The organism is Vibrio sp. 2304 (assembly GCF_033339475.1).
In the GTDB taxonomy this organism is placed as follows: domain Bacteria; phylum Pseudomonadota; class Gammaproteobacteria; order Enterobacterales; family Vibrionaceae; genus Vibrio; species Vibrio alginolyticus.
Genome location: NZ_JAWOUQ010000009.1, coordinates 60,855 through 85,713, shown reverse-complemented (window position 1 = coordinate 85,713; position 24,859 = coordinate 60,855). Strand labels below are relative to the sequence as shown.

The 24,859-nt window shown below is 41.6% G+C and carries 20 protein-coding genes; 7 read left to right on the top strand and 13 right to left on the bottom strand.

Annotation, left to right across the window (positions count from 1 at the left end; genetic code table 11):
* Positions 1 to 35: 35 nt before the first annotated feature.
* The 4 genes from R7P64_RS17255 to R7P64_RS17240 all read right to left on the bottom strand — a co-directional run bounded on the left by R7P64_RS17255 (position 36) and on the right by R7P64_RS17240 (position 2,889).
* Positions 36 to 569 carry a hypothetical protein gene (locus R7P64_RS17255; protein WP_054574616.1) on the bottom strand — a complete coding sequence of 178 codons (534 nt, stop codon included), beginning with the start codon at positions 567 to 569 and terminating at the stop codon, positions 36 to 38.
* On the bottom strand, positions 563 to 949 hold the full coding sequence (locus R7P64_RS17250) for an MAPEG family protein (protein ID WP_005376510.1): 387 nt from the start codon (positions 947 to 949) through the stop codon (positions 563 to 565). Before R7P64_RS17250 ends, R7P64_RS17255 begins: the two co-directional genes overlap by 7 nt.
* A gap of 209 nt (positions 950 to 1,158) precedes the next feature.
* Positions 1,159 to 2,064 carry an EamA family transporter RarD gene (gene rarD / locus R7P64_RS17245; protein ID WP_318118968.1) on the bottom strand — a complete coding sequence of 302 codons (906 nt, stop codon included), beginning with the start codon at positions 2,062 to 2,064 and terminating at the stop codon, positions 1,159 to 1,161.
* Positions 2,065 to 2,166: 102 nt separating this feature from the next.
* Positions 2,167 to 2,889, bottom strand: a complete 723-nt coding sequence (locus R7P64_RS17240) for a sulfite exporter TauE/SafE family protein (RefSeq protein ID WP_042520743.1) — start codon at positions 2,887 to 2,889, stop codon at positions 2,167 to 2,169.
* A 444-nt stretch (positions 2,890 to 3,333) separates the two neighbouring features.
* Here R7P64_RS17240 and R7P64_RS17235 point away from each other — a divergent pair, with 444 nt between their 5' ends.
* Entirely contained in the window at positions 3,334 to 3,864 is a 531-nt protein-coding gene (locus R7P64_RS17235) for a prepilin-type N-terminal cleavage/methylation domain-containing protein (protein WP_054576031.1), read from the top strand.
* Positions 3,865 to 3,913: 49 nt separating this feature from the next.
* Here R7P64_RS17235 and R7P64_RS17230 read toward each other — a convergent pair whose 3' ends face one another.
* Positions 3,914 to 4,894 carry a chemotaxis protein gene (locus R7P64_RS17230; protein WP_025998672.1) on the bottom strand — a complete coding sequence of 327 codons (981 nt, stop codon included), beginning with the start codon at positions 4,892 to 4,894 and terminating at the stop codon, positions 3,914 to 3,916.
* 684 nt (positions 4,895 to 5,578) lie between these two features.
* On the opposite strand from R7P64_RS17230, the gene R7P64_RS17225 reads away from it, so the two are divergent.
* Positions 5,579 to 6,187: a response regulator transcription factor gene (locus R7P64_RS17225; protein WP_017821556.1), complete on the top strand. Its 609-nt coding sequence runs from the start codon at positions 5,579 to 5,581 to the stop codon at positions 6,185 to 6,187.
* Here the strand turns inward: R7P64_RS17225 and R7P64_RS17220 are convergent.
* From R7P64_RS17220 to R7P64_RS17200, 5 genes are all read right to left on the bottom strand, one after another.
* A complete protein-coding gene (locus tag R7P64_RS17220) occupies positions 6,184 to 7,071 on the bottom strand; it encodes a LysR family transcriptional regulator (RefSeq protein WP_033906494.1) in 888 nt (295 codons plus the stop codon). The genes R7P64_RS17225 and R7P64_RS17220 overlap by 4 nt on opposite strands.
* A 157-nt stretch (positions 7,072 to 7,228) precedes the next feature.
* A complete protein-coding gene (locus R7P64_RS17215; protein WP_318123750.1) occupies positions 7,229 to 8,599 on the bottom strand; it encodes a GGDEF domain-containing protein in 1,371 nt (456 codons plus the stop codon).
* 9 nt (positions 8,600 to 8,608) lie between these two features.
* The gene (locus tag R7P64_RS17210; protein WP_017635347.1) at positions 8,609 to 9,205 is read right to left on the bottom strand and encodes a response regulator transcription factor; all 597 of its coding nucleotides are present in this window, start codon (positions 9,203 to 9,205) and stop codon (positions 8,609 to 8,611) included.
* Positions 9,198 to 10,364, bottom strand: coding sequence for an EAL domain-containing protein (locus R7P64_RS17205; RefSeq protein ID WP_262579162.1), 1,167 nt, complete (start codon positions 10,362 to 10,364; stop codon positions 9,198 to 9,200). The genes R7P64_RS17210 and R7P64_RS17205 overlap by 8 nt, the downstream gene beginning before the upstream one ends.
* Positions 10,348 to 14,013, bottom strand: coding sequence for an ATP-binding protein (locus R7P64_RS17200; RefSeq protein ID WP_262579160.1), 3,666 nt, complete (start codon positions 14,011 to 14,013; stop codon positions 10,348 to 10,350). The genes R7P64_RS17205 and R7P64_RS17200 overlap by 17 nt, the downstream gene beginning before the upstream one ends.
* 447 nt (positions 14,014 to 14,460) lie before the next feature.
* Here R7P64_RS17200 and ylqF point away from each other — a divergent pair, with 447 nt between their 5' ends.
* Both ylqF and cqsA read left to right on the top strand, forming a co-directional pair.
* The gene (gene ylqF / locus R7P64_RS17195) at positions 14,461 to 15,405 is read left to right on the top strand and encodes a ribosome biogenesis GTPase YlqF (protein ID WP_005376521.1); all 945 of its coding nucleotides are present in this window, start codon (positions 14,461 to 14,463) and stop codon (positions 15,403 to 15,405) included.
* Positions 15,406 to 15,742: 337 nt separating this feature from the next.
* Positions 15,743 to 16,924: an alpha-hydroxyketone-type quorum-sensing autoinducer synthase gene (gene cqsA, locus R7P64_RS17190; RefSeq protein WP_237306315.1), complete on the top strand. Its 1,182-nt coding sequence runs from the start codon at positions 15,743 to 15,745 to the stop codon at positions 16,922 to 16,924.
* Positions 16,925 to 17,027: 103 nt separating this feature from the next.
* Here cqsA and R7P64_RS17185 read toward each other — a convergent pair whose 3' ends face one another.
* Positions 17,028 to 19,073 (bottom strand): response regulator, encoded by a 2,046-nt coding sequence (locus tag R7P64_RS17185; protein ID WP_262579158.1) that lies wholly within the window; start codon positions 19,071 to 19,073, stop codon positions 17,028 to 17,030.
* A gap of 371 nt (positions 19,074 to 19,444) precedes the next feature.
* On the opposite strand from R7P64_RS17185, the gene R7P64_RS17180 reads away from it, so the two are divergent.
* Positions 19,445 to 20,062: an HAD family hydrolase gene (locus tag R7P64_RS17180; RefSeq protein ID WP_256896097.1), complete on the top strand. Its 618-nt coding sequence runs from the start codon at positions 19,445 to 19,447 to the stop codon at positions 20,060 to 20,062.
* Between the two features lie 89 nt (positions 20,063 to 20,151).
* On the opposite strand, the gene R7P64_RS17175 is transcribed toward R7P64_RS17180, so the two are convergent.
* On the bottom strand, positions 20,152 to 20,700 hold the full coding sequence (locus R7P64_RS17175) for a GNAT family N-acetyltransferase (RefSeq protein WP_005376525.1): 549 nt from the start codon (positions 20,698 to 20,700) through the stop codon (positions 20,152 to 20,154).
* 271 nt (positions 20,701 to 20,971) lie between these two features.
* On the opposite strand from R7P64_RS17175, the gene R7P64_RS17170 reads away from it, so the two are divergent.
* Both R7P64_RS17170 and dcuC read left to right on the top strand, forming a co-directional pair.
* Positions 20,972 to 22,096 carry an acyl-CoA desaturase gene (locus R7P64_RS17170; RefSeq protein WP_017821552.1) on the top strand — a complete coding sequence of 375 codons (1,125 nt, stop codon included), beginning with the start codon at positions 20,972 to 20,974 and terminating at the stop codon, positions 22,094 to 22,096.
* A 359-nt stretch (positions 22,097 to 22,455) separates the two neighbouring features.
* Positions 22,456 to 23,823 (top strand): anaerobic C4-dicarboxylate transporter DcuC, encoded by a 1,368-nt coding sequence (gene dcuC, locus R7P64_RS17165; RefSeq protein WP_005376528.1) that lies wholly within the window; start codon positions 22,456 to 22,458, stop codon positions 23,821 to 23,823.
* Positions 23,824 to 23,926: 103 nt separating this feature from the next.
* Here the strand turns inward: dcuC and R7P64_RS17160 are convergent, their stop codons facing one another.
* On the bottom strand, positions 23,927 to 24,283 hold the full coding sequence (locus tag R7P64_RS17160; RefSeq protein ID WP_005376535.1) for a hypothetical protein: 357 nt from the start codon (positions 24,281 to 24,283) through the stop codon (positions 23,927 to 23,929).
* Positions 24,284 to 24,859: the final 576 nt, after the last annotated feature.

Sequence of the window (24,859 nt, the reverse complement as noted above, 5' to 3'; positions counted from 1 at the left end):
CATTTCGCAATAAACCTGATCTTTAGCTCTTGCTTTTATTGTTTCCTAGCTAAGTCGCGAGCAAGGATTAACGCAAGTCCGAATACTTGCAAGAAGAGTCCGATATTCTTGTACCAAGCGATCTTTTCATCCTGCTTTGCCATTACCTCATTGAGCTCTACATTCTCAATGTAGTAATTATCGATGCGGTCTCTATACGAAGCTTGTGCCTGATTTATCTTTGACATCAGTTGAGGAAGTTGATCAATTTTTATTTCATCCGACTCGTTGAGAACCCAAGAAGATAAATGCCCTGCTAATACCTCTTCTAGCTCTAAAGGTATCGCTACGCTCTGACTTATGTGCACATGCAGCAGTAAAGCTTCTCTTTTCCTTTCTAGGGTTTCCACACTGTTCCATGCGAGTTGGATGGAATACAAGTTTTTTGCTGTTTGCTCTGCGAGCTGCGATTGCTGTTTACCCAACTTATCAAGGACTAAGCTAGTAACGATGATCGCGCCAATATTCAGTACTAATCCAATCAGAACGAGTACCCAAGGTGGTGGAATGTAACGTCGCAGACTTACCATAACTTATCGTATGGCAGGTAAATCATATTTAACACAACCAATGAAAGTATCACCAGAAATGTCACCTGCATCCCTCTAATGCGCTTTTTCAAGTCTTTTTTCAATATGCCTTTAGCATGAATAACTCGACCAATTACAAAAATAATACCGGTGAGATGTATCCATGTTGGGTAAGCACTATTAAATTCTAAAAGTGCCATTAAAATCAGGGTGATGGGGATATATTCTGTCGCATTACTCTGGGCACTACGAGCAATTTGTAGAGCCTCTACCCCACCATCGGCATAAGCAATTTGATTTAAGCGACGTTGCTTAATTACTTGAACAGCCAACCAAATAATGAGTATTGCGAGAATGTTGGCATACAGAGCAGTGATCATATGTCGTCCTTCTTGATCTGGTTTTCACTTATATAAGCGTGTCACTTGGCTATAACTATAGCGGTATCATTATGATAATGCGTCAAATAATCTCAAGTTATGATTTCTATTCGGGCAAAAAACGAAAGCCAATGCTTCATGACATTAAAAATGCCCTCGAATGGAGGGCATAAGAATAAAGAAGCTAATATGTGAGAATATTGAAACCACTATAAGGGGTGTTTGACCAGCTTTTTGCGCCGATGCCCTTTGATAATACTTTCAAAAATTGTGAACAACAGCCCTGCCCAAATAAATGCAAAGGTCACCGCTTTCACTTCGTCAAACAACTCGCCAAAAAACATAACTGCCAACACAAACTGCAAGCTTGGTTCGATGTATTGCATTAGACCGACGGTTGATAAATTAGTTATACGTATTGCGATAGAATAAAATACGAGTGGTAAAAGTGTGATAGGTGCACTGCCAAAATACAAAAGCAATGTTGTGGTATCTGTGCCCGAAGCCAGTTCACCAGTTGCCCATTGTTTATAGAGCAAATATGCGAGTGCAACTGGAGTCAGTAACAACGCCTCAACAAACAAGGTTGTACTCCAGTCATAATTTATCTTCTTCTTGTACAGCCCATACAAAGCAAAGAACAACCCCATCGTTAGTGCGATAACGGGTAGCTGACCATAGTGAATCACTTGATACATAACACCAATTGTTGCCAACACTATTGCAATAAGCTTGCCTATTGAGAGCTTATCCCCAAGAATAAATACGCCCAGTGCAACAGATACTAATGGTCCAATAAAGAAGCCTAAGCTGGCATCGATGACCCGATGATGGGTCAAAGCCCAAGTGAACGCACTCCAAGAAATACACATCAAACTGCTCGCCACAAACGTGTACCACAAGGATTTTTTATCAAGCCAGATTTCTTTCCAATTCAGCCCTCGATGGGTTATCCCAAGTACAATTAGAAACCCGACAGGTACAGACCCAATGATTCGCCATGCTAGCAACTCATCCATAGAAGCATTTGGTAAATAACGATAATAAATTGGTAGCAATCCCCAGATCACAAAGGAGAATGCTGCCATAAAAGTGCCATAACGAGTGTTATTCATAAAACTATCGCCCATCTAAACGACCAATTTGGCGTAAGTAAACAAGTCCGCCATACATAAAAAGGAATGCAATCCCGCAGTGACTTTATGATGCAGATGGCATTATTGGCTCAACGCTTGTACGACGGCGGTAAAGCCACTCACAAAACACAACATAAGTGCCCCAAACCGAATCTTTTCTTTTGGTAACGACTGGGTAGTTTTCATTGCTAGCCAGTAACCAAGCGCCGCAGCAGGTAATAGAGGAATAGTAATGACCAAATGATGCAATGTGAAGAAGCCCACTGGGATTTGTACTATTAGTGAAATAATCGAACTGAAAACAAAAAAAGCCGATAAATTACCGCGTAACTGATTCGCTTCTTGATGCTGCAACAATAACGCCATCGGAGGACCTCCAATCGCAGAACTGGTACCAAACAACCCAGAAAAGAAACCAGCACATGTCATACGCGAAGGCGTAGGCTCAACCCGAAACGGTAAAACACTCACCACGACTGCAAACAGCACCAACAAACCAATCCAAAGCGTGAGAGTTTGTGTAGATACAAAAAAGAGTAGCAAGCCACCAGCAATTGATCCCGGCACTCGCCCAATCAACGCCATCTTTAAGCCGCCGATTTCAACACTACTGCGGTGCTTCATCGCATTCATCAACGAAATAAATAACGCGACTAAACAGATTGGCGCAGGAACATATTCTGGCGCCCAAAGAATCAGTAAAGGTGCGGCAACAATAGCCAAGCCAAAACCGATTGCGGTCTGGACATAAGAGCCAAGAAATATCAAACCTATTGCAAGAAAGTTTATCGAATCGAATTCCATTTAGATTATTCTTATATTTGAAAAATAAACACAAAACCAAAGCACATTCGCATGATGAATACCTCAGGCATACTGCGATATGAATTCCGCGTAGCATTCATCAAAGTGAATAAAAAGACAATCCATTTGTGCGGTTCGCCCTTATTTGCATTTTGTATTTCATTCCGCTGATGTACATGTTTGCTTACATCGAAGAGGATTCATGCTCGCCTGTTCACGCAGCATTTCTTCAGCGGAATTAATGACCTCTTAAAATCTAGCAGAATTAAACCCGTGAATTCTCCATTGCATTTAATGGATTCAGTCAATTAGTGCGGCGTCGGTATAGCACTTTACAACTCACCTCTTTATACTACTGATCGATTTATCATTACCGTACTTATTTACACAATAAACAAGTGTACGGTCAGTATTTTTCTACCTTTAACTTGCTGTGAAAATAATATGAAAAAACAAACGGGATTTACTCTAATAGAGTTAGTCGTAGTTATTGTCGTGCTCGGTATTCTTGCTGTCACTGCCGCGCCACGCTTTTTAAACCTTCAAAGTGATGCACGTGAAGCTCGTTTGGAAGGAATGAAAGGCGCTATTGCGTCAGCATTAGGCGTCGGTTATGGGAAAATGGCGATTGCGGGATTGGAAAGCAAGCCTTACGTTTCAAACTTCGTAGACAGTGCTTTAATGGCAGATTTACCATTTGACGGCTGTAATATTGGTGGTTCAAAGCGCTGTGTTTTTTTATATGGATATCCTGATTCTGATAGCGAATCGATGAAGTTACTCGTGCAAGGACTGAACGAAGAAGACTCGGATTGGAAAACATTTCATCACCCGGCTGGTTCAACAACTCGCGAAATGGTCATTGCTGCAGCCGACGAAAAAAGAGCTAGCCTTACACAATGCGGAATTTTATATGGGCCACCGCAGACTCCAAACGAGAATTACACCTTAGATATTCTTCCCTGCCCTCAATAAAAATAAGGCTGCCAATCGGCAGCCTTATTTGTTTCATCTGATCGGTTTTTTACGCAAAGTTAAACACGTATTTATCCATCATATTCACCATGCGGCCAATCTCTGGCTTGGTAATCGTATCATTTGCGCCAAGAGATAGTGCTTTCGCTCGGTTATCCTCACTCATCAATGACGAGAACATAATGATCGGCATTTCATGAAACGCTTCGGTATCGCGTAGTCTCTTCACTAAGTGCATACCATCCATTCGAGGCATTTCTACGTCCGTAACCACCGCATCTAATAGCTCTTTAACTGGCAAGTTTTCTTCTTTCGCAACCTCGATCAAGCTCATCAACTTCTCATGCGCCTCACCACCGTCTTTACATGTGATCACATTGTAGCCTGAAGAAGCTAATGTATCTTGGATCAAAGAGCGAATAAATGCTGAGTCATCCACCACCATGATCGTTTTAGCATTACGCTTACCGACCATTCTCTGGTTGAGATCCACCGACTTGTCCCCTTTCACATCGTACTTTTCCATACTCAGTTCTGGGTTGATGTCTGCGATGATTTTTTCAAAGTCGAGAATCATGATCAGGTTGCCTTCTTTACGGACAACGGCCACTACACAGTCTTGTTCGCCCGCTTCCAAAAACTGACTTGGTGATTCCACATCATTCCAAGAGATACGATGAATACGCGAAATGCTGTCAATTAAGAAGCCATTGGTCATTTTGTTGAAATCCGTAACGATTACAAACTTGCGCTCCAGATCTTGTCGTGTTGGCACACCTAACCAACCAGCTAAATCCACTAAAGGCGTCAGTACATCTCTGGATGAGAACACACCAATCATATGAGGTTGTGCGTTTGGATAATCGGTTGTTTCTGGCACGCGAATCACTTCTCGTACTTTCGCAACGTTAATGCCGTAATAACAAGTTTTTGTGCTGCCATCTGGCAATGTTTTTTCTAAATGAAACTCGATGATTTCAAGCTCATTGGTACCACTTTCTGTCAAAATGGTGCTGGTTACGTTACTCATAAAGCCAATTATCCAACCAAAAATACGCATCAGAAAAAGTTTGATGCAAACGCCATGAGAAGCCATTCTCTGGCTAAAAATCCAAAAGTCCTTTTTAGTCGTTACAACAAAATTTGTAAACCATCAAAAGGACGGCTAACGCACATTTCCATACCAAACCATGTAAAATTGTCTCATTTTTGAACACGACATTATGAGTGGCCAAAGTGCGAATTAACACCTCCACTTTTAGCGGCCGAGTCAATGAAAAGTTTAGAAATAATTTGAAGTGATGTTCAGCGTCAATAGCCAAACCTATCCAACAGATATCAGTGCAAAGTTGGCTACCGTGCTCATGCCTGGTGTAGAACAAGCTCTCTTCAAGTGGCTTGGTATAAAACTGCGCTTGCTAACACACGGGTTTAAATCGAAGCGCTAGAAACATCACAAGAAAATCTGAAGGCATAGAACACTGAAAGAATACTTTCAGTTTGTTAGTTTTCTGTCAGCGTAAGTTTTAAGTAATCATCCTATCACTAGGTATTTCAATACCTGACATCGCTATTCCCATAATCAAGACACTGATTTTCACTTTTGGAAAGAGTCATTTTCCTTCCTCTTAGCAAGGTTTTTCCTACAATCCTATTCATCCAATTGCGCTGTCGCCTGACAGCACACTAGTTGATGTATTAGGTGAGGTTAACTTTGAATAATGTTCTTATTATCGACGCTCAACCATTGTATAGCGAAGCACTTGCTTCTCTAGTTGAATCCGTAATCAACGCAGCTGAAGTGATTCAAACCACTGACAGTGCGGAAGTGATGGATCTTGTTCGAGGCCAAAAGATTGATTTGATTATTCTAGACGTAGTGCTTGGCGACCGCGATGGTATGCGTTTAGCCAAAAACATTTTAGCGACGGGATATCGTGGCCGACTGTTATTTGTTTCTTCACGCGACTACTCGAGTCTTTCTAAAGCAGCGTACGAAATGGGCGCAAACGGCTTCTTAAGCAAACATGAAACAAGAGAGACCATTATCGACGCAATTGTGAGTGTTTCACGCGGTTACTCAATGTTTAAGTCGACTCACACACCATCGTCGGGTAACGTAACACTTTCAAATCGCGAAGCCATGGTGTTCCATTATCTTGTACAAGGCTACTCAAATAAGAAGATTTCTGAACAACTTTCACTCAGCGCTAAAACAATCAGCACCTACAAAACGCGTATTCTGAAAAAGTACCATGCGGACACGTTGATTGAACTTCTGCATACTATTCCTCAGTCAGAAAACATTGAGTTTTGCCGCTAAGCGCTCATGTATTTTGCAATAGCACCGATTAACAACTGGTGCATTGCATCATGTCTTAAGCTTTGCTTCACCTGTACAACCACTTTTGGCCAGCCATCTGGGTAAAAATGCTCTGGCACTCTTATAAATTTATATCCATCAATTGGCGCCTGATATTCAAGTAGCACGGTTGCGGCGCTTTTTTGCTTAATTAGCTTCAATACGCTGCTTACGTTGTCTAGAGCCGCAATACGGTTGATGACCATACCGTGGCTTTCCATTGCACGCTTAACGAGCTGCTCTTTCTCTTTCCAACCGATAATCTCTAACATGATAAAGGGAAGTTTGGCCGCTTCTTCCAGAGTGGTAATTCCCAGCTCTTCAGGGACAACTACCACAGCAGGCGCATAGCCGATGAACTTCTGATAAACAGATTTCGGAACATCCTCGTTGAAGTAATGTAATTGCGCATCCACTTTGCCTAGGATTATCTCTTCTATCGTATACTCTGTAATCGTTGCTATCGAAATGTGCGCCTTGGGAAACAGCACCATTAAATCCATTGCAAGTAAATGCCCAAATGAGTATTGAGCGGTTTGCGGTAAACAAATGGTGATGTCTTTTTCGTAATTTTCCGGTTCAAACTCATCTCTAATTAGACAAGTTTCAAGCTTCTCGAGTGCATCGGAAATTTTAGGTAATTGACGTTTTAAATAGTCCGTCGGTTCCATGTGGTGAGGATGCCGAATAAACAATTCATCGTTTAGCTGGAGTCGCAATCGGGCAAGGTATTTGCTAATTGACGCTTCGCTCTTCCCCATCGCTTTCGCAACGGGCTTGAGCTGACGGTGCTTATCCAGTAAGACAAGTATTTTAAGTAAGTTTAAGTCGAGATCTTTGTTCACGTGCGACACCAGATGTAAGGTCGAGAATAAATAGAGCAATCACTATTTGTTGACTGCTCTAATATAAAAGACCACTCATTCTGTTTGGTCAAATTAATCAAACAGTTATGTCATGGTTATGTTCCGTAACTTAACATTTAGTCAATACTAGACCTGCTTAATGGGACTTTTGTCTGTGTTTTTTCATCTCATAGAGATCTTCATCTGCACGTACAATAACGTCCTGAAGCGTTTCGTGTAACTCATTCGCCGCGATACCAGTACTCACACTAACCTCGATATCCAAGGTCTTTAGTCGGTTATCTTTAACGACACTACGAAGCTTCTTCGCCAATATTGAAGATTGGCTGATACTGCAACCTGGCAGAATCGCAACAAACTCATCACCACCAGTTCGAACTAGATAATCACTATTTCGAAACACTTTAGACATAGCACCAGCAATAACCCCAATAACTTCGTCCCCTACATGGTGACCGTAATGGTCATTGATTCGCTTGATCCTATCGCCATCTATTGCAATGACGGAATATGGCGCGGTTTCCAAACGACGTTTGAACTCGCTATCTTGAAAAACTCTGCGGTTAAACAATCCCGTTAAATCATCTTTCGTCACGTTCGTCAGTGCTTTCGCGAGGCGAAGTTTGCTCTCTTTAGATTCATAAGCTTTGTTGTAATACGCTAAGGTTACGAAAAAGAAGATGATAAACAAGAACACGTAATCCAATACAATTTTACTGAATGGGTACATGTAAACGATAAGATTGTTGTTGTCTGCGACATATGATTGGGTGTACGCGAATGATGGAAAGGGGTAGCCAGCGAAATAAATCACCATTTGTTTGTTCCCATTCGCTATTTGAACATCCACCGCTTTCCCATCATTATAAAGCGGCGAGAGGTATAATTGTTCCGAGAACTCTCCCACTAACTCACCTTGAAAGTAAACCGGACTCATGATGCTTATCGCCATGTCATCGGAGTATGTCGTTTTAAATGGTAGGGAAAACAATACCCGGTCCGTTAGTTGCTCTTTCCACGCGGCTAACACACAAGAATAGTTACTTTTACACCAATCAACATCAAATGTGGCTTTCACTCCCTCTAGCGCTTCAATCGGTCTCTCTAAGATGAGTTTGTTTCCAGTATAAGAACGAAAATACATAACGGCATTTTGTCGATTGAACGCATTTGATAAATACGCTTCAGCCTGATGAAGCGATTTCCGTGCAACAGCTTCAACGTAATTGAGTTTTGCATAAGGTGACAGGGAGTAAATCGCATCTTGAAAGCTCAGCTCTGTTTGCGCTTCTACTTCACTCACGCTCATGCCTTTGTATTGCTCGAGCTGCGCTTCCGTCAATAGCCCCATGAGAATTACTTTTTGTTTTATTTTGGCTAAATTATTCGCGTAAGTGTTGAACTGCTTTACTTCATAAGAAATTAACACCGCACCAATCATTGTGACAGAAGTGACGAATAGTAATGTTGCGATGAAAAGAGACAACGCGATACTTTTAAGTGTCATGATGCGGTCTTACGCCCCCGCCACTCTTGTTAGCTCAACAATGTTCTTTACGTTAAATTTATCCAATAGACGGCGTTTGTATGTGCTGACTGTTTTGTCACTTATTGATAGCACTGAAGCGATTTCTCTATTGGACTTTCCTTGTAGTAAATACTTCATTACTGCACTTTCTCTGCTTGAAAGTTGTGGCATTTCTCGAACGCTGTTAACAACTTGCTTAAATTTGAAGAAGGTATACCCCTTCTCTACCGCTTCTATCGCGTCTTTAAGAATGTCGTGATTTTCCGATTTACACACATAGCCATCAGCGCCAGAACGAAAAGCCATTTGGCTGTACATTTGGCTAGTTTCAGCGGAGAAGAAAATGACTTTGCCTTCATAACCATGGGATTTGATACGTTTGTAGAAATCAAACCCATCGCAATCTGCCAAGTTCACATCTAAGATCAACAGTTGAATTTCTTCCTTTTTCAATATTTGTAATGCCATCTTCGCTGATGTTGCAGTAAATACCCCATTTGTTTTCCCTAACTCTTCCAACAACGACTTGATTGCAACACAAACGAGAGGATGATCGTCAAAGATCAAGTAATTCAATTTATTCATATCTTTCATTTAGTATGGTTATGACTTCTAGTGGCATGGGTTTATCAATGTAGAAGCCTTGGCAAAGATCAATCCCATACTCACGTATCGCTTGCAGTGTGACTTCGTCTTCAATACCTTCCGCGACCAGTCGTATATTCAAACTTTTCGCTAACGCGCAAATAGCAACAACGATGTTGCGTTTTTTGATGTCGCATTCGACACCTTGTACAAACGAACGATCGATTTTTAATTCGTTGAATGGCAGTTGAGCCAGTTTTTCAAACGTTGATGAACCCGTGCCAAAATCATCTATTGAGACAGTGACACCGTTCATCCTCAACTTGAGTAAATTCTTGTACAGGGACGCGCTAGTCTGAAATGTATCTCGCTCTGTAATTTCAATGGTGATTTGTGATGGGTCAATCTCGCTCTCTAAACATTGCTGTAAAAAGTAATGAGAGAACGCCGTATCTTCTAAATTTTCATGGTCTACATTGATGGATACGTTTTGCGTCAATCCGCGGTGTTTCATGTCATAGATAACATTACTCAATACAGCTTGAAACAACTCTCCTGAAAGGCGGCAACGCTCTACAATTGGCAAAAAATAATGAGGGGGTAACACACCATAAATAGGATGATTCCAACGCGCGAGCGCTTCATACCCAAGCACTTCCCCACTTTGCACATCGACTAAAGGCTGGTAATAATTTTTCACGCGCCCTTCAGCCAGAGCAAACAGGAATTCTTGATCTTCCACTTCAATCGGTTGAGCAAAGCTGACTTGTTTCGCTTTTTCATCTCTTATTTTACCCAACAAATCAACGACTTCATTTTCATCGTATGGCTTGGGCAGCTTCCCTAATACTTCAAAGCTAAATCCCTCGCACATGGCTCTTACCGCAGAAATAATGGTCAATTCCATTGCACTGACCAGTACAACTTGCCCCTGGTACTGGACTTTATCGAGCATTTCCATCATATCGATGCCGTCTTTTCCGGGCATTTGGATATCACAAAAAATCACGTCAAAATATTGTTCCTGCACACTCTGAATAGCGGCATCCACACAGTTAAAAGGGATGACTTGCGCGCAATAGCGATCCAATATTTGCGTAAGTATTGTGGTTTGTAGCGGATGGTCATCAATCACCATCACATTAAATTGTGTATTCATTTGTCTCTACCCAATAGTTTATGTTTTCGATCTCCTGCTCGATTCGTAAAATTAGCTCCGCTGTTCGCCTGTCAAACTCCGCAGCAGTAACTCGTTCTGCCTCAATGCAAAGCTCAGTCAGCATGCTTACCCCTATCGCCCCAACCGCTCCTTTGATGCCATGAATGACCCGTTTTTTGTCTCGCTCAGTCGATGCGGCGTTTAAGTTTTTTATATCTGTAGACATTGATTTACTAAACACGCGCGCAATCTCTTTTGCGTCCTGTGCTTTGAACCGTTTAATCCAGCCGGGCAGCCTACCCCTCTCTTTTTCGCCAATAAATGGAATCAAAACGGTTTTTAATTGATTAAGGTCATAGGGCTTGTAGAGCACATCATCAATGCCGATATCCTGTGTGCGCTCAATGGCAAGACGAGCATCTTCTGCTGTCACACCGATGATTGGAATTGCTTTAAATTCGGAGTTTTTCACGTGCCTAACAAGCTCATAGCCATCCATTTCTGGCATATGAAAATCGGTCAGCAGCAACACAATGTTTTCATCTTGGTTGATGTATTCCCATGCTTCGCGGCCGTTATTCACAATGACAGGTTCGATTCCAAGTTCATGAAGCTGCATTGCTATCACACTTTGGTTAATGGGATTATCTTCTGCGACCAGTACCGTGCCGAGAACCCAAGAAACCACTTCTTGATTTACGTCACTAAGCTTGGTTTCTTGCTGCGTTTGGCTGAGCAAATTGAACAATGTATCTGGATATTGAATCTCTCTTAGCGTAAGACTGCCAAGTACCCTTTGTTCGTCACGCAGCATTAGGCCATTAAAACTGGCATCGCTGTCGTGTATAGGGTGAAGGTTCGCCACCATTGTTTTTAACGTCGCTGGACGCATTTTCCACGCGTCACACCACTGGCGAATATTAAGTGGTAAGCTCTCGCTATACGTCCAGTTCAAACAAACGTCTGGCTCAGAGTCGCAATGCTCAATTGGCAGTCTGACAGTAATCGTCGTGCCCAAGCCAAATTGTGAATCGATGTAGAGCACGCCGCCCATGCAGTCGATCAATCGGTCAACAATGCTTAGCCCCAATCCAGTACCGCCATATTTACGCGTAATAGTGTCATCCGCTTGAACAAAAGGATTGAGAATGCCTTCGAGTTGGTCATCCGTCATGCCGATACCTGAATCCGCCACTTTCAAAATAAGCTGCTTTTCATGAAGAATGACACTGATTCCAACCTCTCCTTCGGCAGTGAATTTCACCGCATTGGAGAGCAGATTGGTGGTAATTTGCACCAATCGCAGCGCGTCGATTTCAATGAAAGCATTCGAAAATGGTTTGATTGTCACTTTGTAATCCAAACCTTTCGCAAGCGCTCGTGGTTCAAAGCTTCGAAACACATCGCACAAGGTTTTAAGCAAGTCGGTCTTAACTGGGGCGACGGTTAAGTGCCCTGCCTCTAACTTTGAATAATCCAGTACTTCGTCTACTAGCGTATTCAAATGATTGAGCGAGCGTATGGCTTGGGCAATTAACTCGCGATTTGAATCTGCCGTCACTTGGCGATTTAGCAAATCGAGGATGCCGTGTGCTGCCGACAATGGCGTTCTTAATTCGTGACTCATGGTTGCCAAAAAGTTTTCGCGCGCACGTACCGCGGTTTGCGCTTCTTTTTGCGCATCGATTAACGCCTGCTCACGTTCTTTTTGCTGGGTAATATCTTGAATAACAGTCAGTACAAACTTGTTCTTACCGCTAGGAGAAGCGATGACTTTGCGTTCTCGATATACATGTTTAATATCAAGTTCACAGCCCGACGAGGCAACCTCTTCTGAGATACGCTTTCCAGCAATAACAGTGGTTAGTTCATCAAAATTATTCACCAGAGGAGCGTGCGCAGAATCACTTTTCAACTTACATTGTTGGCACTGTTTACTGTTGTAGTTGGCACAATTGCTCATCTCCATATGGTTATTTTCACTATGGATAAAAACCAAGCTATTGATCTCTTTGATGATGTCCATCAGCCATTGCTTTTCCGCTTCCTCATTGTCAGCATTAAATTCGGCTAACCTCACTTTAAGTCGCATGTGAGATAAGATGAAATACGCCGCAATTAACATGAGACAGAATATGAATGAACCAGCAACAACAAATGTAGCGATCTGCTCCGCGTCATAGCCATAAGTCAGTTTGAAGCTTCGGTGAGAACGCAGCAGTTTTTCGATCTCGTTAGAATCAATGGTTTCGATGATGCTGTTCAACATGTGTTGAAGTTGTGTATTGTGGTTTGCAACCGAAAATGCATTAGAGAACGTCAAAACGTCCTCCGCATTGATCACCAAGCCATCGACTTGATCTTGTGCAATCATGTTGTGAACGATGTCGTCAGGAATGTAAGCCACATCCAAAACGCCCGATTTCAAATCGGTAAGCAGCTTTTTCAAATCATCATAATGATCAACTTGGCCTTGTTGCCAAGTGCCCAAATGAACTAACCCTTGCTTTTTCAAAGTGAGCAGAATACCCGCTTCTTTCAGTGCAGATTTATCGCGCTTGCTCTGCTCCGTTTGGATAGCCACGTAATTACTGTGCATGAATGGTTTAGTGAACAACCAATCTGACTTAGGTAGCTCACCCACATAAGAGATGGGGACTATATCGGCATCAAATGCCGTTAATCCATTAGAAAGGCTCGACGTCGGCTTCACATACTTAAAGCTCAAGCCAGTACGAGACTGCAATAAGTCGACAAAATCTGGAAAGAAGCCATCTAACTCGCCCGTTTGCGAATCTCGGTAGAGAAACGGATAAGCTTCGTCACTGCTGCTGTAAGTTATCACTAGTTTGTTTTGATGATTACGTCGGTAATCTACCAATAACTTATCACTGATATGGTAAGGATTTTTCGAGGCGACGGAGCGAATGTTTTTTCCATTTTGCTCCCACTGAAGGATTTTGTTGATGTCATCGATCAGACTCTGTTTGTCCAACGAAGCGATAAAACTCACCTCTTCGTTTTTCAACCAACTGGGAATATCGACAACCCCTTTTACAATGTCATTCAAATCCAAATATTGGGTAATACCAACATAAGTGTAAATCAGCGCGTTCGCTTTACCTCGCTTAACTTCATTAAACGCCTCTAAACGTGTTTTAACATAATGTATCTTATCGATACCACGTTCAGTGAGGTTGTCACAATACACACTGCCCTCAACACACACCCATTTAAGATCACGCGCATCACTATCTCGGTAAGTGGCATTCCGATACCAAACAGCGATAGTGCTCGAAAAGAAAGGCATCGAAAACAAGAAACGCTTTTCTCTTGCTGCTGTTTTACTAAATCCAACCGCACCATCAATCTTCTTGCTTTCGACATCCGCAAGTAAAGACGGAATATGCTTGTAAGTCCGAAGTTCTAACTCATAATCCAAAGCTTTAGTAATGTTAGACAAATACTCAAGACTAATTCCGTACGAAGGACCAACGCTACCGTCAAACGAGTCTTTAGCTTCGTCTTGCGCAATAACACCAACGATGACCTTCGGTTTAGGACTCTGTTTGGCAGTTGAGCAAAAAGAACTCGCTAAAAAAATTAAGGCGACGGACGATACCGTAATACTTCTAAGAATACTGAGCATGACTGCTTCCTCTGAATGGAAGCTCAGACTAGTTTTTGTCAGATAAAAGTCAAACTTAGCTCAATAGTGAAATAAAAATAACACTCTGATATAAAAGTAAAAAACCAAAATTCGTCAGAACAATCTGACAACACAATCCACCTTTGACTACACAGCGTTTGCGTTCGGTCTCTCACCCAGACGGATATTCACTGCGAGTCGGTATACATAAGGGATGTGTGCTTTTAGGTTTGCACGCCATAGCTTTTTACTTTCATCTTGAATGATTCATCATCATTCCATGATAAACTGGCGTATTAACATGAAAGAAAGCTCAACTCCGCGGTTTCGAGCAGCTTGAAGTAAACACAGTTTTAGAAAATGCGTTCTAGTATTGTGTCACTCAAGATTCACATTGCTACTTTTACAACCGCTGGAGCATTAGAAAAATTAAGGTATTAAATTCAAATGGTTAATAACTCAATCCAGTGGTTTCCTGGCCACATGCACAAAGCACGTAAAGAGATCGAAGAAGCAATCCCTCAAGTGGATGTGATCATCGAAGTACTGGATGCTCGTATTCCTTTCAGTAGTGAAAACCCTTTGATTTCTCAAATCCGTGGTGACAAACCTGTCGTTAAAGTTTTGAACAAACGTGATTTGGCCGATCCAGAGTTAACTCAACTGTGGATTGAGCACTTGGAGCAAGAGCAACATGTAAAAGCAATGGCGATCACGACTTCTGAACCACAAGAAGTGCATCGAATCATGGAGCTTTGTCGCAAACTTGCCCCACACCGAGAAGAAATTGGTAAAAACATTCGCACCATGATCATGGGCATCCCAAACGTTGGAAAGTCGACGATCATTAACACCCTCGCAGGTCGAACAATCGCTGTAACAGGTAACCAACCCGCGGTTACACGTCGTCAACAACGTATCAACCTGCAAAATGGCATCGTATTATCTGATACTCCAGGAATTTTATGGCCAAAAGTGGAAAATCCACACAGTGGCTTCCGCCTTGCGGCTACTGGCGCGGTAAAAGATACAGCGATGGAATATGACGAAGTCGCATTCTATACCATTGAATACCTAGCAGCTCATTATGCAGACAAGCTTAAAGAGCGTTATCAAATTGAAGAGCTTCCAGAATCAGACATCGAGATCATGGAAGAAATTGGTCGTCGCCGCGGTGCACTACGTGCAGGTGGACGTGTTGACTTGCACAAAGTATCAGAGATCTTATTACACGAACTTCGCCAAGGCACTTTGGGCCAAATTACATTAGAACGCCCAGAAATGATCACTCAAGAGCTGATTGAAGTCGAGATTGAAACCGCCCGTAAAGAAGAAGAGAAAGCGAAGCGTAAAGAAGAGCGTCGTAAGCGCTATTTACGTAATAAGCGATAAGCTTGTCTCTTATCTACTCATGTTTCAAGGCGCGATTTTCGCGCCTTTTTTGTTATCTAATGCGCCCATTTTTTTCACTTTTCAAACTTTATATTCCTCATCCAAAATCCCAGATATGAAGCACGAAAAAACACCGCAAAATCGCCGTATAAACTTTAAGCACAAACTAGTTTAGACCCCGGGCCCCTATAGAGTTACAGCCACCATCCAACCCTCAAATGTCGAGTTTGCAAGGGTCTGCAAACTTATGCAACCTGGTTAGTGACACTCTCCCCAAAATCCGCAATATGAATAAGTGTCAGCGCTGGCGTTTTTCCATATGAAGAAGAGATTTATTATGAGTGAAACTATACAAAGCAAACCACTTCCCTCCTTTATCGAGGAACGCCTAGATTTTTATATTCAAGATCTAATCGAACCGAATGAGAACAAAAAACACCTTGTTCTTGGTAAACGCCCACCGTGTAATGCCGTTGTCCTGCAAAGCAATGATTACCTTGCACTGTCTCATAACAAGGAGATTCAAAGTGCGCATCGTGATGCGATTTCCCAGCACGATGACAACGTCGTGATGTCCGCGATTTTCTTACAAGACGATGAATCGAAACCTGTATTTGAAACGCAACTAGCCAGTTTCGTTGGTATGCCTAGTTGTCTACTTTCTCAATCTGGTTGGGCTGCGAATCTCGGTTTATTGCAGACTATTTGTGCACCGAACATACCTGTGTACATTGATTTCTTTGCACATATGTCTTTGTGGGAAGGCGCACGTATTGCCGGAGCACAAATTCATCCGTTCATGCATAACAACACCAGTCACCTAAGAAAGCAGATTTCACGTCACGGTTCAGGGATCATTGTTGTGGATTCGGTTTACAGCACTATCGGGACCATCGCTCCTCTACGTGATATCTACGAAATAGCACAGGAGTTTGACTGCGGCCTGGTTGTAGATGAATCACACTCTTTAGGTACACACGGTCCACAAGGTGCGGGGATACTGCAGGGTCTTGGCTTAACTCATAAGGTAGATTTTATTACCGTTAGTCTTGCCAAGACATTTGCTTATCGTGCTGGCGCGATTTTAGGCCCAGAAAAACTGGCGAAGACGCTTCCGTTTGTGGCGTACCCTGCAATATTTAGTTCTACTGTATTACCGCAAGAGATCATTCGGCTAGAGAAAACACTGGACGTCATAAGAAAATCAGATGATAAGCGAGATATTCTGTTTGAAAGAGCCAAGTCTTTAGCCGTTGGTTTAAAACGCATTGGATTTACTATTCGCAGTGAATCACAAATTATCTCATTAGAATGCGGCAACGAGAGAAACACTGAGCGAGTCCGCGATTTTCTCGAAGAGCGAAATGTTTACGGCGCAGTGTTTTGCCGCCCTGCAACTGGAAGGAACAAAAACATCATCCGTTTTTCAGTCAATGCCGACATGACAGCTGCTGAAGTTGATCATGTACTCACTGTCTGCCAACAAGCATTCGCACACCCTGACTTAGAGTTTGTGTAAGTTAATGTGTAGATAAAACTAAAGAGCTCAACAGTTTTGCTGAGCTCTTTATTCGTGTTATTCGTTGTGAGCAACTCGCCTCAAGAAAACAAGTCGCGAATGATTAGATCCAGTTTGCGATTTTATCGAACAAGCGATTTTTATCCGCCGGTTTTACGATGAAGTCAGACATACCCGAAGACCCAATTTTGTCCAACGTGACAGGTGAACTATCCCCTGTATGTGCAATAATAGGTACCGACGCATAGTTTTTATCCGAGCTTCTAATTCGCCTAGACGCTTCTACACCATCCATAATTGGCATTTCGATATCCATCAGAATGAGATCAACATCTTCTTGCTCTAGTGTATCCAGAGCCTGCTGCCCGTCTTCTTTCTGAATCACTTCAAAGCCTTGCTTTTCAAGTAACATTGCCGTGAATTTACGCAAAGATTCATTATCATCCACGACCATAATTGTGCGCTTATTTGAACTATCTAACGTCACCGAGGCCGTTGGTGTCGATACATAGCTTGAATCATATAAGAGACGCTCAATAGTTGGTTTAGTATTCAATAACCAGGCTTGCGTTTCGATCCAAATAGGTTCATATGCAGCCTTACGTGCTCTCTGAGTCGGATGATGCTCAAAAAGATAAACGATGCGTGCTTCAGTGAAAGACAAGAGAGATTCTAATCTATCCAACTGGTTTGCTCTTGGCTCTAAGCTCTCAAGATCGATAAAAATCAGATCGAATTCGAACTCGTACTCTTTCTTTTTGAGTACTTGGTTGGCATCTAAAATCGTTGAATCAAAGCCCATAAAACGGCTAATATCTGTTACTTTAGACACCAAGATATCTTGGCTAGTCACCGTTAGAATGGTTTTGAGTTTAGTCAGATCGTTTTTTATTTCAGTAACGGTATCAGATGTCGTTAGTGGGAAAGTTAATGTAAATTGAGACCACTCCCCTAACTGAGATTGACACTCAATGTTCCCCCCAAATGAACGCATGACTTTTTTACAAAACGGTAGACCCAAACCATAACTTCCTGATTTGCCAGTGGTGTAAAAGTCTTGAAAGATATTGCGTAGAACATCAGGAGCAATGCCAGCACCATTATCGGTTACAACAATTTGATTAAAGCGTTCTGAACTTATCATGGATATATGTATGTGAAAATCTTCAGATTTACGGTGATGGAAGGCATTCTTGAAGAGGTTATACATAACGTATTTAAGTAACGTATCACTACCTAGAAACTCAAACTCACTTCTCGCATCCAGCGATATGGCAAATCGATCAGTGGCACGTTTATAACTGAAGCTTTCAATTGCCTGTTCAACGACCGAGTGAACTGAATATTTTTTGAAGCTAGAACGAGAAACTCGATTTTCATCAATCGAAGTTAGCAATAAATCGATGGTTTCATTACCCGATTGGATAATGTTCATTGCATCCTGACTCACTTCACGTAATAAGGTGACATCCTCTACACTCATGACGTACTGCTCTTTTCCTGCCTCTTTCATGTTGGGCAAGATCGACTGGATAACATCTATTGAAGTGCAAAGCCCACTCAACGGGTTACGCATTTCATGTGCAATCCCTGCCCCGAATGATTTTGCCAGCGAGACTTTCGCTTCATGTTCAACTTGGTTACGAAAATAGAACAAATTACCGAAGACATAAATAAACAGAAAGATTGGCACATGAGTCCAATCCATGGTCAAGTCAAGATGGAACCCTTTTGCAAGCCAAGCGAAGAATGTTGCTAAACCTATCCCAGCAAAGGTTTGAGCAAACATGACCCTAGTAACATGAACCAGTAAAATGTGTAAGAAAATTGCAGACATAAACGACATAACCCATACATTGGACCAGTCATTCATCAGTAACATATAAAAAAAGAAAAACGGTAAGCACAGCGTTATCGTCACTTGGTAGTAAATAGGAACATAATCTCTCCAAGTCGATGATAAGCGGTTTCTAAAAATGATGCCGAAAAACAATAACGAGCAAAACAATCTAAGAGGTAAATTTTCATAAGCCTGTGGAAAGGCAAACTCCCAGACAAAGTAGTACAGCGGAAAGCCAAGAAACCCCATCCAGCCAACGAGAGTTAGGTTTGGTTCTGCATATTGATAAACCTTACGTATCGAGTCCATATAATCTGTTTTGCTTACTCCGCCTGACGCACAACAATGTGATTTTGATTCACTTTTATCATTTTATTATTTTATTATTAACTAATTATATATTAATCATCATTTATAAGCAGCGCGAAATGACGTAAACAGCTCGCAATACTTATCTTTAGTTTCAATCTTTTAAGACAGCTGCACTTGATTTACAACCAAATAAACAAAGTTGCATATAGTTTAGTGTAATTTTGCGATAATCGCTCTGTATCCAATTGGATGTTAATCTCATTTTGTTCTAGAAACTTAAGTCGCGCCTTTGGCACGGCTTTCCAACGATTTAAAAACAGCACTCACCGCATATACCGCGGTGACAAACAATTGGCTTGGGGTGTGTCATGAATTCTTTCCAGATAAAAAATGTCATTTTTGATGTAGGTAATGTATTGGTACGCTGGTCTCCAGTAGAAATCGTTCGCTTAACATTTGGTGGTTCCGTAGAGTCAGAGAAAATGGCTCAGATGCTATTTTCATCACAAATCTGGAAAGATTTAAATAAAGGGACGATCTCCGAAAGGGAAGCAAAACAGCGTTATCAACGTGAACACCAAGTAACGACGGAAGAAATGGACCGCTTCTTTTATTATGTAAAACACACTCAAATACTACTTTACGGCAGTATAGAGCTGTTAAAACGAGTAAAAAGTGCCGGATATGGCGTATATGCGCTCACAGACAACATCAACGAAATTGTGGAATATCTTCGTACTACCTATGAGTTTTGGCCACTGTTTGATGGAGCAATCATCTCTTCTGAAGTTCAATTACTAAAACCACAAGCGGAGATCTACCAAACTCTACTTTCAAAGTATCAGCTTAACCCCGAAGAGACAGTATTTCTTGATGACATGCCTTACAATGTTGAAGGTGCCCGAGCAGTTGGCATGGCTGCTATTCAGTTTGAAAATGCTCAGCAATGTGAGCTCGAACTAAAAGCCATGGGGGTTAACTTCTAGAAAGCTTGTAATAAAACATAACCTTAGGGTGCATAAACAAAAAAGAGCAGTGTTGAGACTGCTCTTATCTAATGTTTTAGAACGCTAGGTTAGGAGTAAATCACGTTTTCCTCAATCCCACTAACTAATGACTGGGCGTTCTTCCAACGGAATACTTTTTCTAACACCTCTTTGCCATCAGGTGCGCGCCAAGTTCGCTCTTGATCCTCTTGTCCACCAATGTGGCGATAGAATTCAATCGCAGAAATGTTTTGCGACACAACTTCTAAATAAAGACCTGTGTCTTTAAAGTACTGCTGTTGCCATTCGGCGACAGCAAGTAATAGCTGCTTACCAATCCCACGACCACGGTAACTGTCATCAACATGCAATGCGTCAATAAAGGTTCCACGCTCGAAATCATGGTTGCCGAACACACAAACAAAGCCAAGTAGCAAACCTCCCTCCTCCGCCAAGACAATGTGCTGATTGAATGGTGGGTTGGTCAAACGGGTTTGCCAAATCAGTAGTTTGTCGTCAATCGCTTCTTTCTCAAGATAGTTATCACTAAGAATGCCACGGTAATGACGCTTCCAGCTATCCGCATGAAGATGCGCAATGCGCTCGTAGTCCTTATATTCCGCTAATCGTAAATCCATTACGTATTCCTATTTTCTTACATTTTTGCTTCTTTATAGAGTCTCGGTATATTCCACCTTTATAACACTTGTTTCTTGGCAGATTTTATACACCTTAAGCCAGAGCTCATTTTTTAATACTACTCATTATTCAATTAAAAGCAAAATATCCCATCAAGTTCCTTAATCTACACCCAAAGGAATAGTCACATTTGTCTAACTTTAATTTGACTTACATGTGTACGCTGATATTCTGGCGAACAGTTGTTAGCTCAAAGTTAGGGATACACCTGTGACTCAAAACAAACCACCTGTTATCTGGTTGAATACATTAATATTTTCTGCCAGTTTTGTTCTGACTTTTATTGTAATGCCTTGGTATGCATATCATTTTGGGCTGGGTTGGGAACATCTAATTTGGGGAGTGATTGCATTTAGTTTTACTAACCTTTCTATTACAGCAGGCTATCATCGTCTCTGGAGCCACAAAACATACGAAGCTCATCCTATTTTGCGCGCCATTTTTGCGATTGGAGGAGCATTTTCTTTGCAAAATAGTGCATTACATTGGTCTTCTGATCATCGTGTGCATCACAAACATGTCGACAATAACGATAAAGATCCGTACTCAGCCAAGCGGGGTTTTTGGTATTCTCACATTGGGTGGATGTTACGTGATTACAATAAGTCAAAGGAAAACGAATATACAAACTGCCGTGACCTAAAGCGCGACAAAATCGTCATGTGGCAGCATAAGTATTATGTTCCACTTGCCCTACTGACTAATATTGGTTTCCCAGTCATGCTCGGACTGATCTACGGTGATATCTGGGGGATGTTATTGGTCGTTGGTGCGGCTCGACTCTTTATGAGTCACCATACGACTTTTTTCATTAACTCCCTCGCACATATTTGGGGTAAGCAAACTTTCACAGACAAAAACACTGCTCGCGATAATGGTGTACTCGCCTTTTTCACATTTGGAGAGGGTTACCATAATTTCCATCATATTTTCGAGAATGACTATCGCAATGGCGTGTATTGGTGGCATTACGACCCAACGAAGTGGTTGATAAAGTCATGTTCTTGGCTAGGACTCACATCTAAGTTGCGCACAACGCCTACATTTAGAATTGAAAAAGCCCGTGCGAGTCAACTTTTGAAGAAAGCAAGAGAAAAGCTAGAATCGAAACCGAACACGCAAACGATCCTCGATCAACTACAGCACGAGTTTGATACTCTAGTTCATCACATGCAGGAATACTACGAGATGCGCAAAGAAGTACTCGGTGCCAAAACTGCCAGTGTGGTAAAAAAATACGAATGTTCTGTAACGAAAATGAAGTACCAGCAAATTAAAGCAGAGTTCGAACGGCAGCAACGTAGTTGGAACCTTATGGTTCGTCGATACGCATAGTTTATCCTCATTCTTACGATTACTTAGCTTCGCTTCGGCGAAGCTTTTTTGTTGTGAAGAGTGTTTTCCAATAATTGCTTATTGAGTAAAGTCTTTTTCCTATTGTGAATCAATTCACTCATTATTCATTCACTTTCCTAGTCATATTTTCCTTCCTATAAATAGCTTCAAACCAGCACATAACACTTAGAAAACCAAATTCCAACAATACAATCTAACGAAATTATTTATTAAATTATTATTTGTCTCAGATCATGCAAGCCTCATATTTGTCTCGTGCCACAGCTAAGAATTCTGTAAATTCCTTGTCATAAACTGAAACAGTTTCTTTCTTTTTTACATAACATTCGGAGATCCCTATGTTAGAGCTCTTAATTGGCTTAGTGGTTACCATTGCGGTGGGTTACTTTATTGTCAAAGGCTATAAAGCTGCGGGCGTGTTACTGACCGCTGGTATTGCTTTACTTCTTATGACTGGCGTTTTGGGGCACGACGTGCTGCCGTCAAAAATCACCTCAACTGGTAACATGGTGACAGATGCGCTTGAATACGTGAAATACATGCTTCAATACCGCGGTGGCGGTCTTGGTATGCAAATCATGCTGCTTTGTGGTTTTGCGTCATACATGACTCATATCGGCGCGAACAACGTGGTAGTGAAACAGTTCTCTAAACCGCTTTCTGTCATCAAGTCTCCTTACGTCCTTTTGGTAGCGGCTTACATTGTGGCGTGTTTAATGTCTCTTGCGGTAAGTTCTGCAACAGGCCTTGGCGTACTATTAATGGCGACATTATTCCCAATGATGGTCGCGATGGGCATTTCTCGTCCAGCAGCCGTTGCAGTGTGTGCCTCTCCAGCGGCAATCATCCTTTCTCCTACTTCTGGTGATGTTGTTATCGCAGCAGAAAAGTCTGGTTTAGAGCTTGATGTGTTTGCGGTACAAACTGTGTTGCCTGTTTCTATTTGCGCAATCATCGTCATGGCAGCGGCAGCGTTCTTCTGGAACAAATACTTAGATAAGAAAGAAAATACACCAATGGAAAAAATTGATGTATCAGAGATCAAAGCTGACGCACCAGCGTTTTATGCAGCTCTTCCTTTTCTACCTATCATCGGCGTTTTCCTATTCAACGGTCGTACCATTCCAGGACTTAGTCTAGACATCTACACTATTGTGGTTGGTTCGATTTTCCTTGGAGCTCTGATCCATTATGTTGTAAATAAGTTCGATGGTAAGAAATCACTAGAAGATTTAGATTCTTGTTACGCAGGCATGGCTGACGCGTTCAAAGGCGTTGTGATGCTTTTGGTTGCCGCAGGGGTTTTTGCACAAGGTCTGATGTCTATCGGAGCTATCGATAACCTACTTCATCTAGCAGATAATGCTGGTGCAGGCGGCGTTGCTTTAATGCTTATTCTAACTGCATTGACAGTTGCAGCAGCAATTGCAACGGGTTCGGGTAACGCGCCTTTTTATGCGTTCGTGGAGTTAGCACCATCTTTGGCTGCGAAAATGGGATTAAACCCTGCTTTCCTAATTATCCCGATGCTTCAAGCATCAAACCTAGGCCGTACTATCTCACCAGTATCTGGCGTAATCGTTGCGACATCAGGTATGGCAAACATCAGCCCGTTTGAGGTTGTAAAACGCACATCCGTTCCAGTTCTAGCAGGCCTTATCACGGTGATTATTGGTACTATGGTGCTTGTTCCAATGAGTGCCTAACGGTATTGCCACGATCAAACTAAAAGCAATATCCGAACAAAATTACGTTTAATTAAAAACGCCAGCAAATGTGCTGGCGTTTTTTTTATTCTAATGTGTTGATTTACGCTGACTTAAATCGGTCAGGAATCTTAGTGATGCTCTCTCTGTAGCTAAACCATAAGTAGGTAACGGCAAGCGAAAAGAATAAATATGAAAGTGCGAATACGATTGGAGACGTGATTAATTCCGCGGACATTCCCCACATCACACCGACTACGGTTATCGTCAACTTAGAAAGCATACCGCAAATGAGTAGGAATAAAGCAAGCTGTGGAAAGCGCGAGCTGCGAAATGCGAAGAAATAACAGCTACCTACCGCTAAAGAAGCAATAGATAAGCCCAACATAAATGAATGGATGTGGTCTGCTGATGCGATACCAGCGGATACCGAAGCCATGAGTAATAGGAACAGTTTCATAAGTCACCTCACAACAAATCTAAAAAGCATCCCTTCATAAATGAAAACTCATTTTTCACTATATTCTGCGCCTAAAATCAGCAATTACAAGTTACTTTTTTGCTCATTTAATGAACATAAAAGCTAATCAGCTTCAATTATTACAAAAGGTTAACAATTAAAAATCAAGAAACCCTTTGCATCTGATACTTACGACAGTTAGATGATAAATTCGCCATTTTTGTTACAGATGGTTAACATGGAAACATTTTGAAATTTTTTATTTGAAATGTGAACTGTGCACTCAACAGCGTAAAACCTCTCTGTCTTGACTCATCATTCGTTATTAGCGAACAAAAAATATCACTTTTTTACAACGTTCTTACTACATACAAAACCATGAATTCACATCCACTTTTAATGTTGCAAATTATTTTATCAGTAACCGTAAAAAGAGATTCCAATCACATATTTATTGGTTATAATCCGAGCTCATTGCGTTAAACGTTGAAAAACGCAAACTAATTTTGAGAAAAAACATCTTTAAACCAACCTTCTTTGCGGCATTGCCAATAAGAGGAAAAACTGAGAATAAAA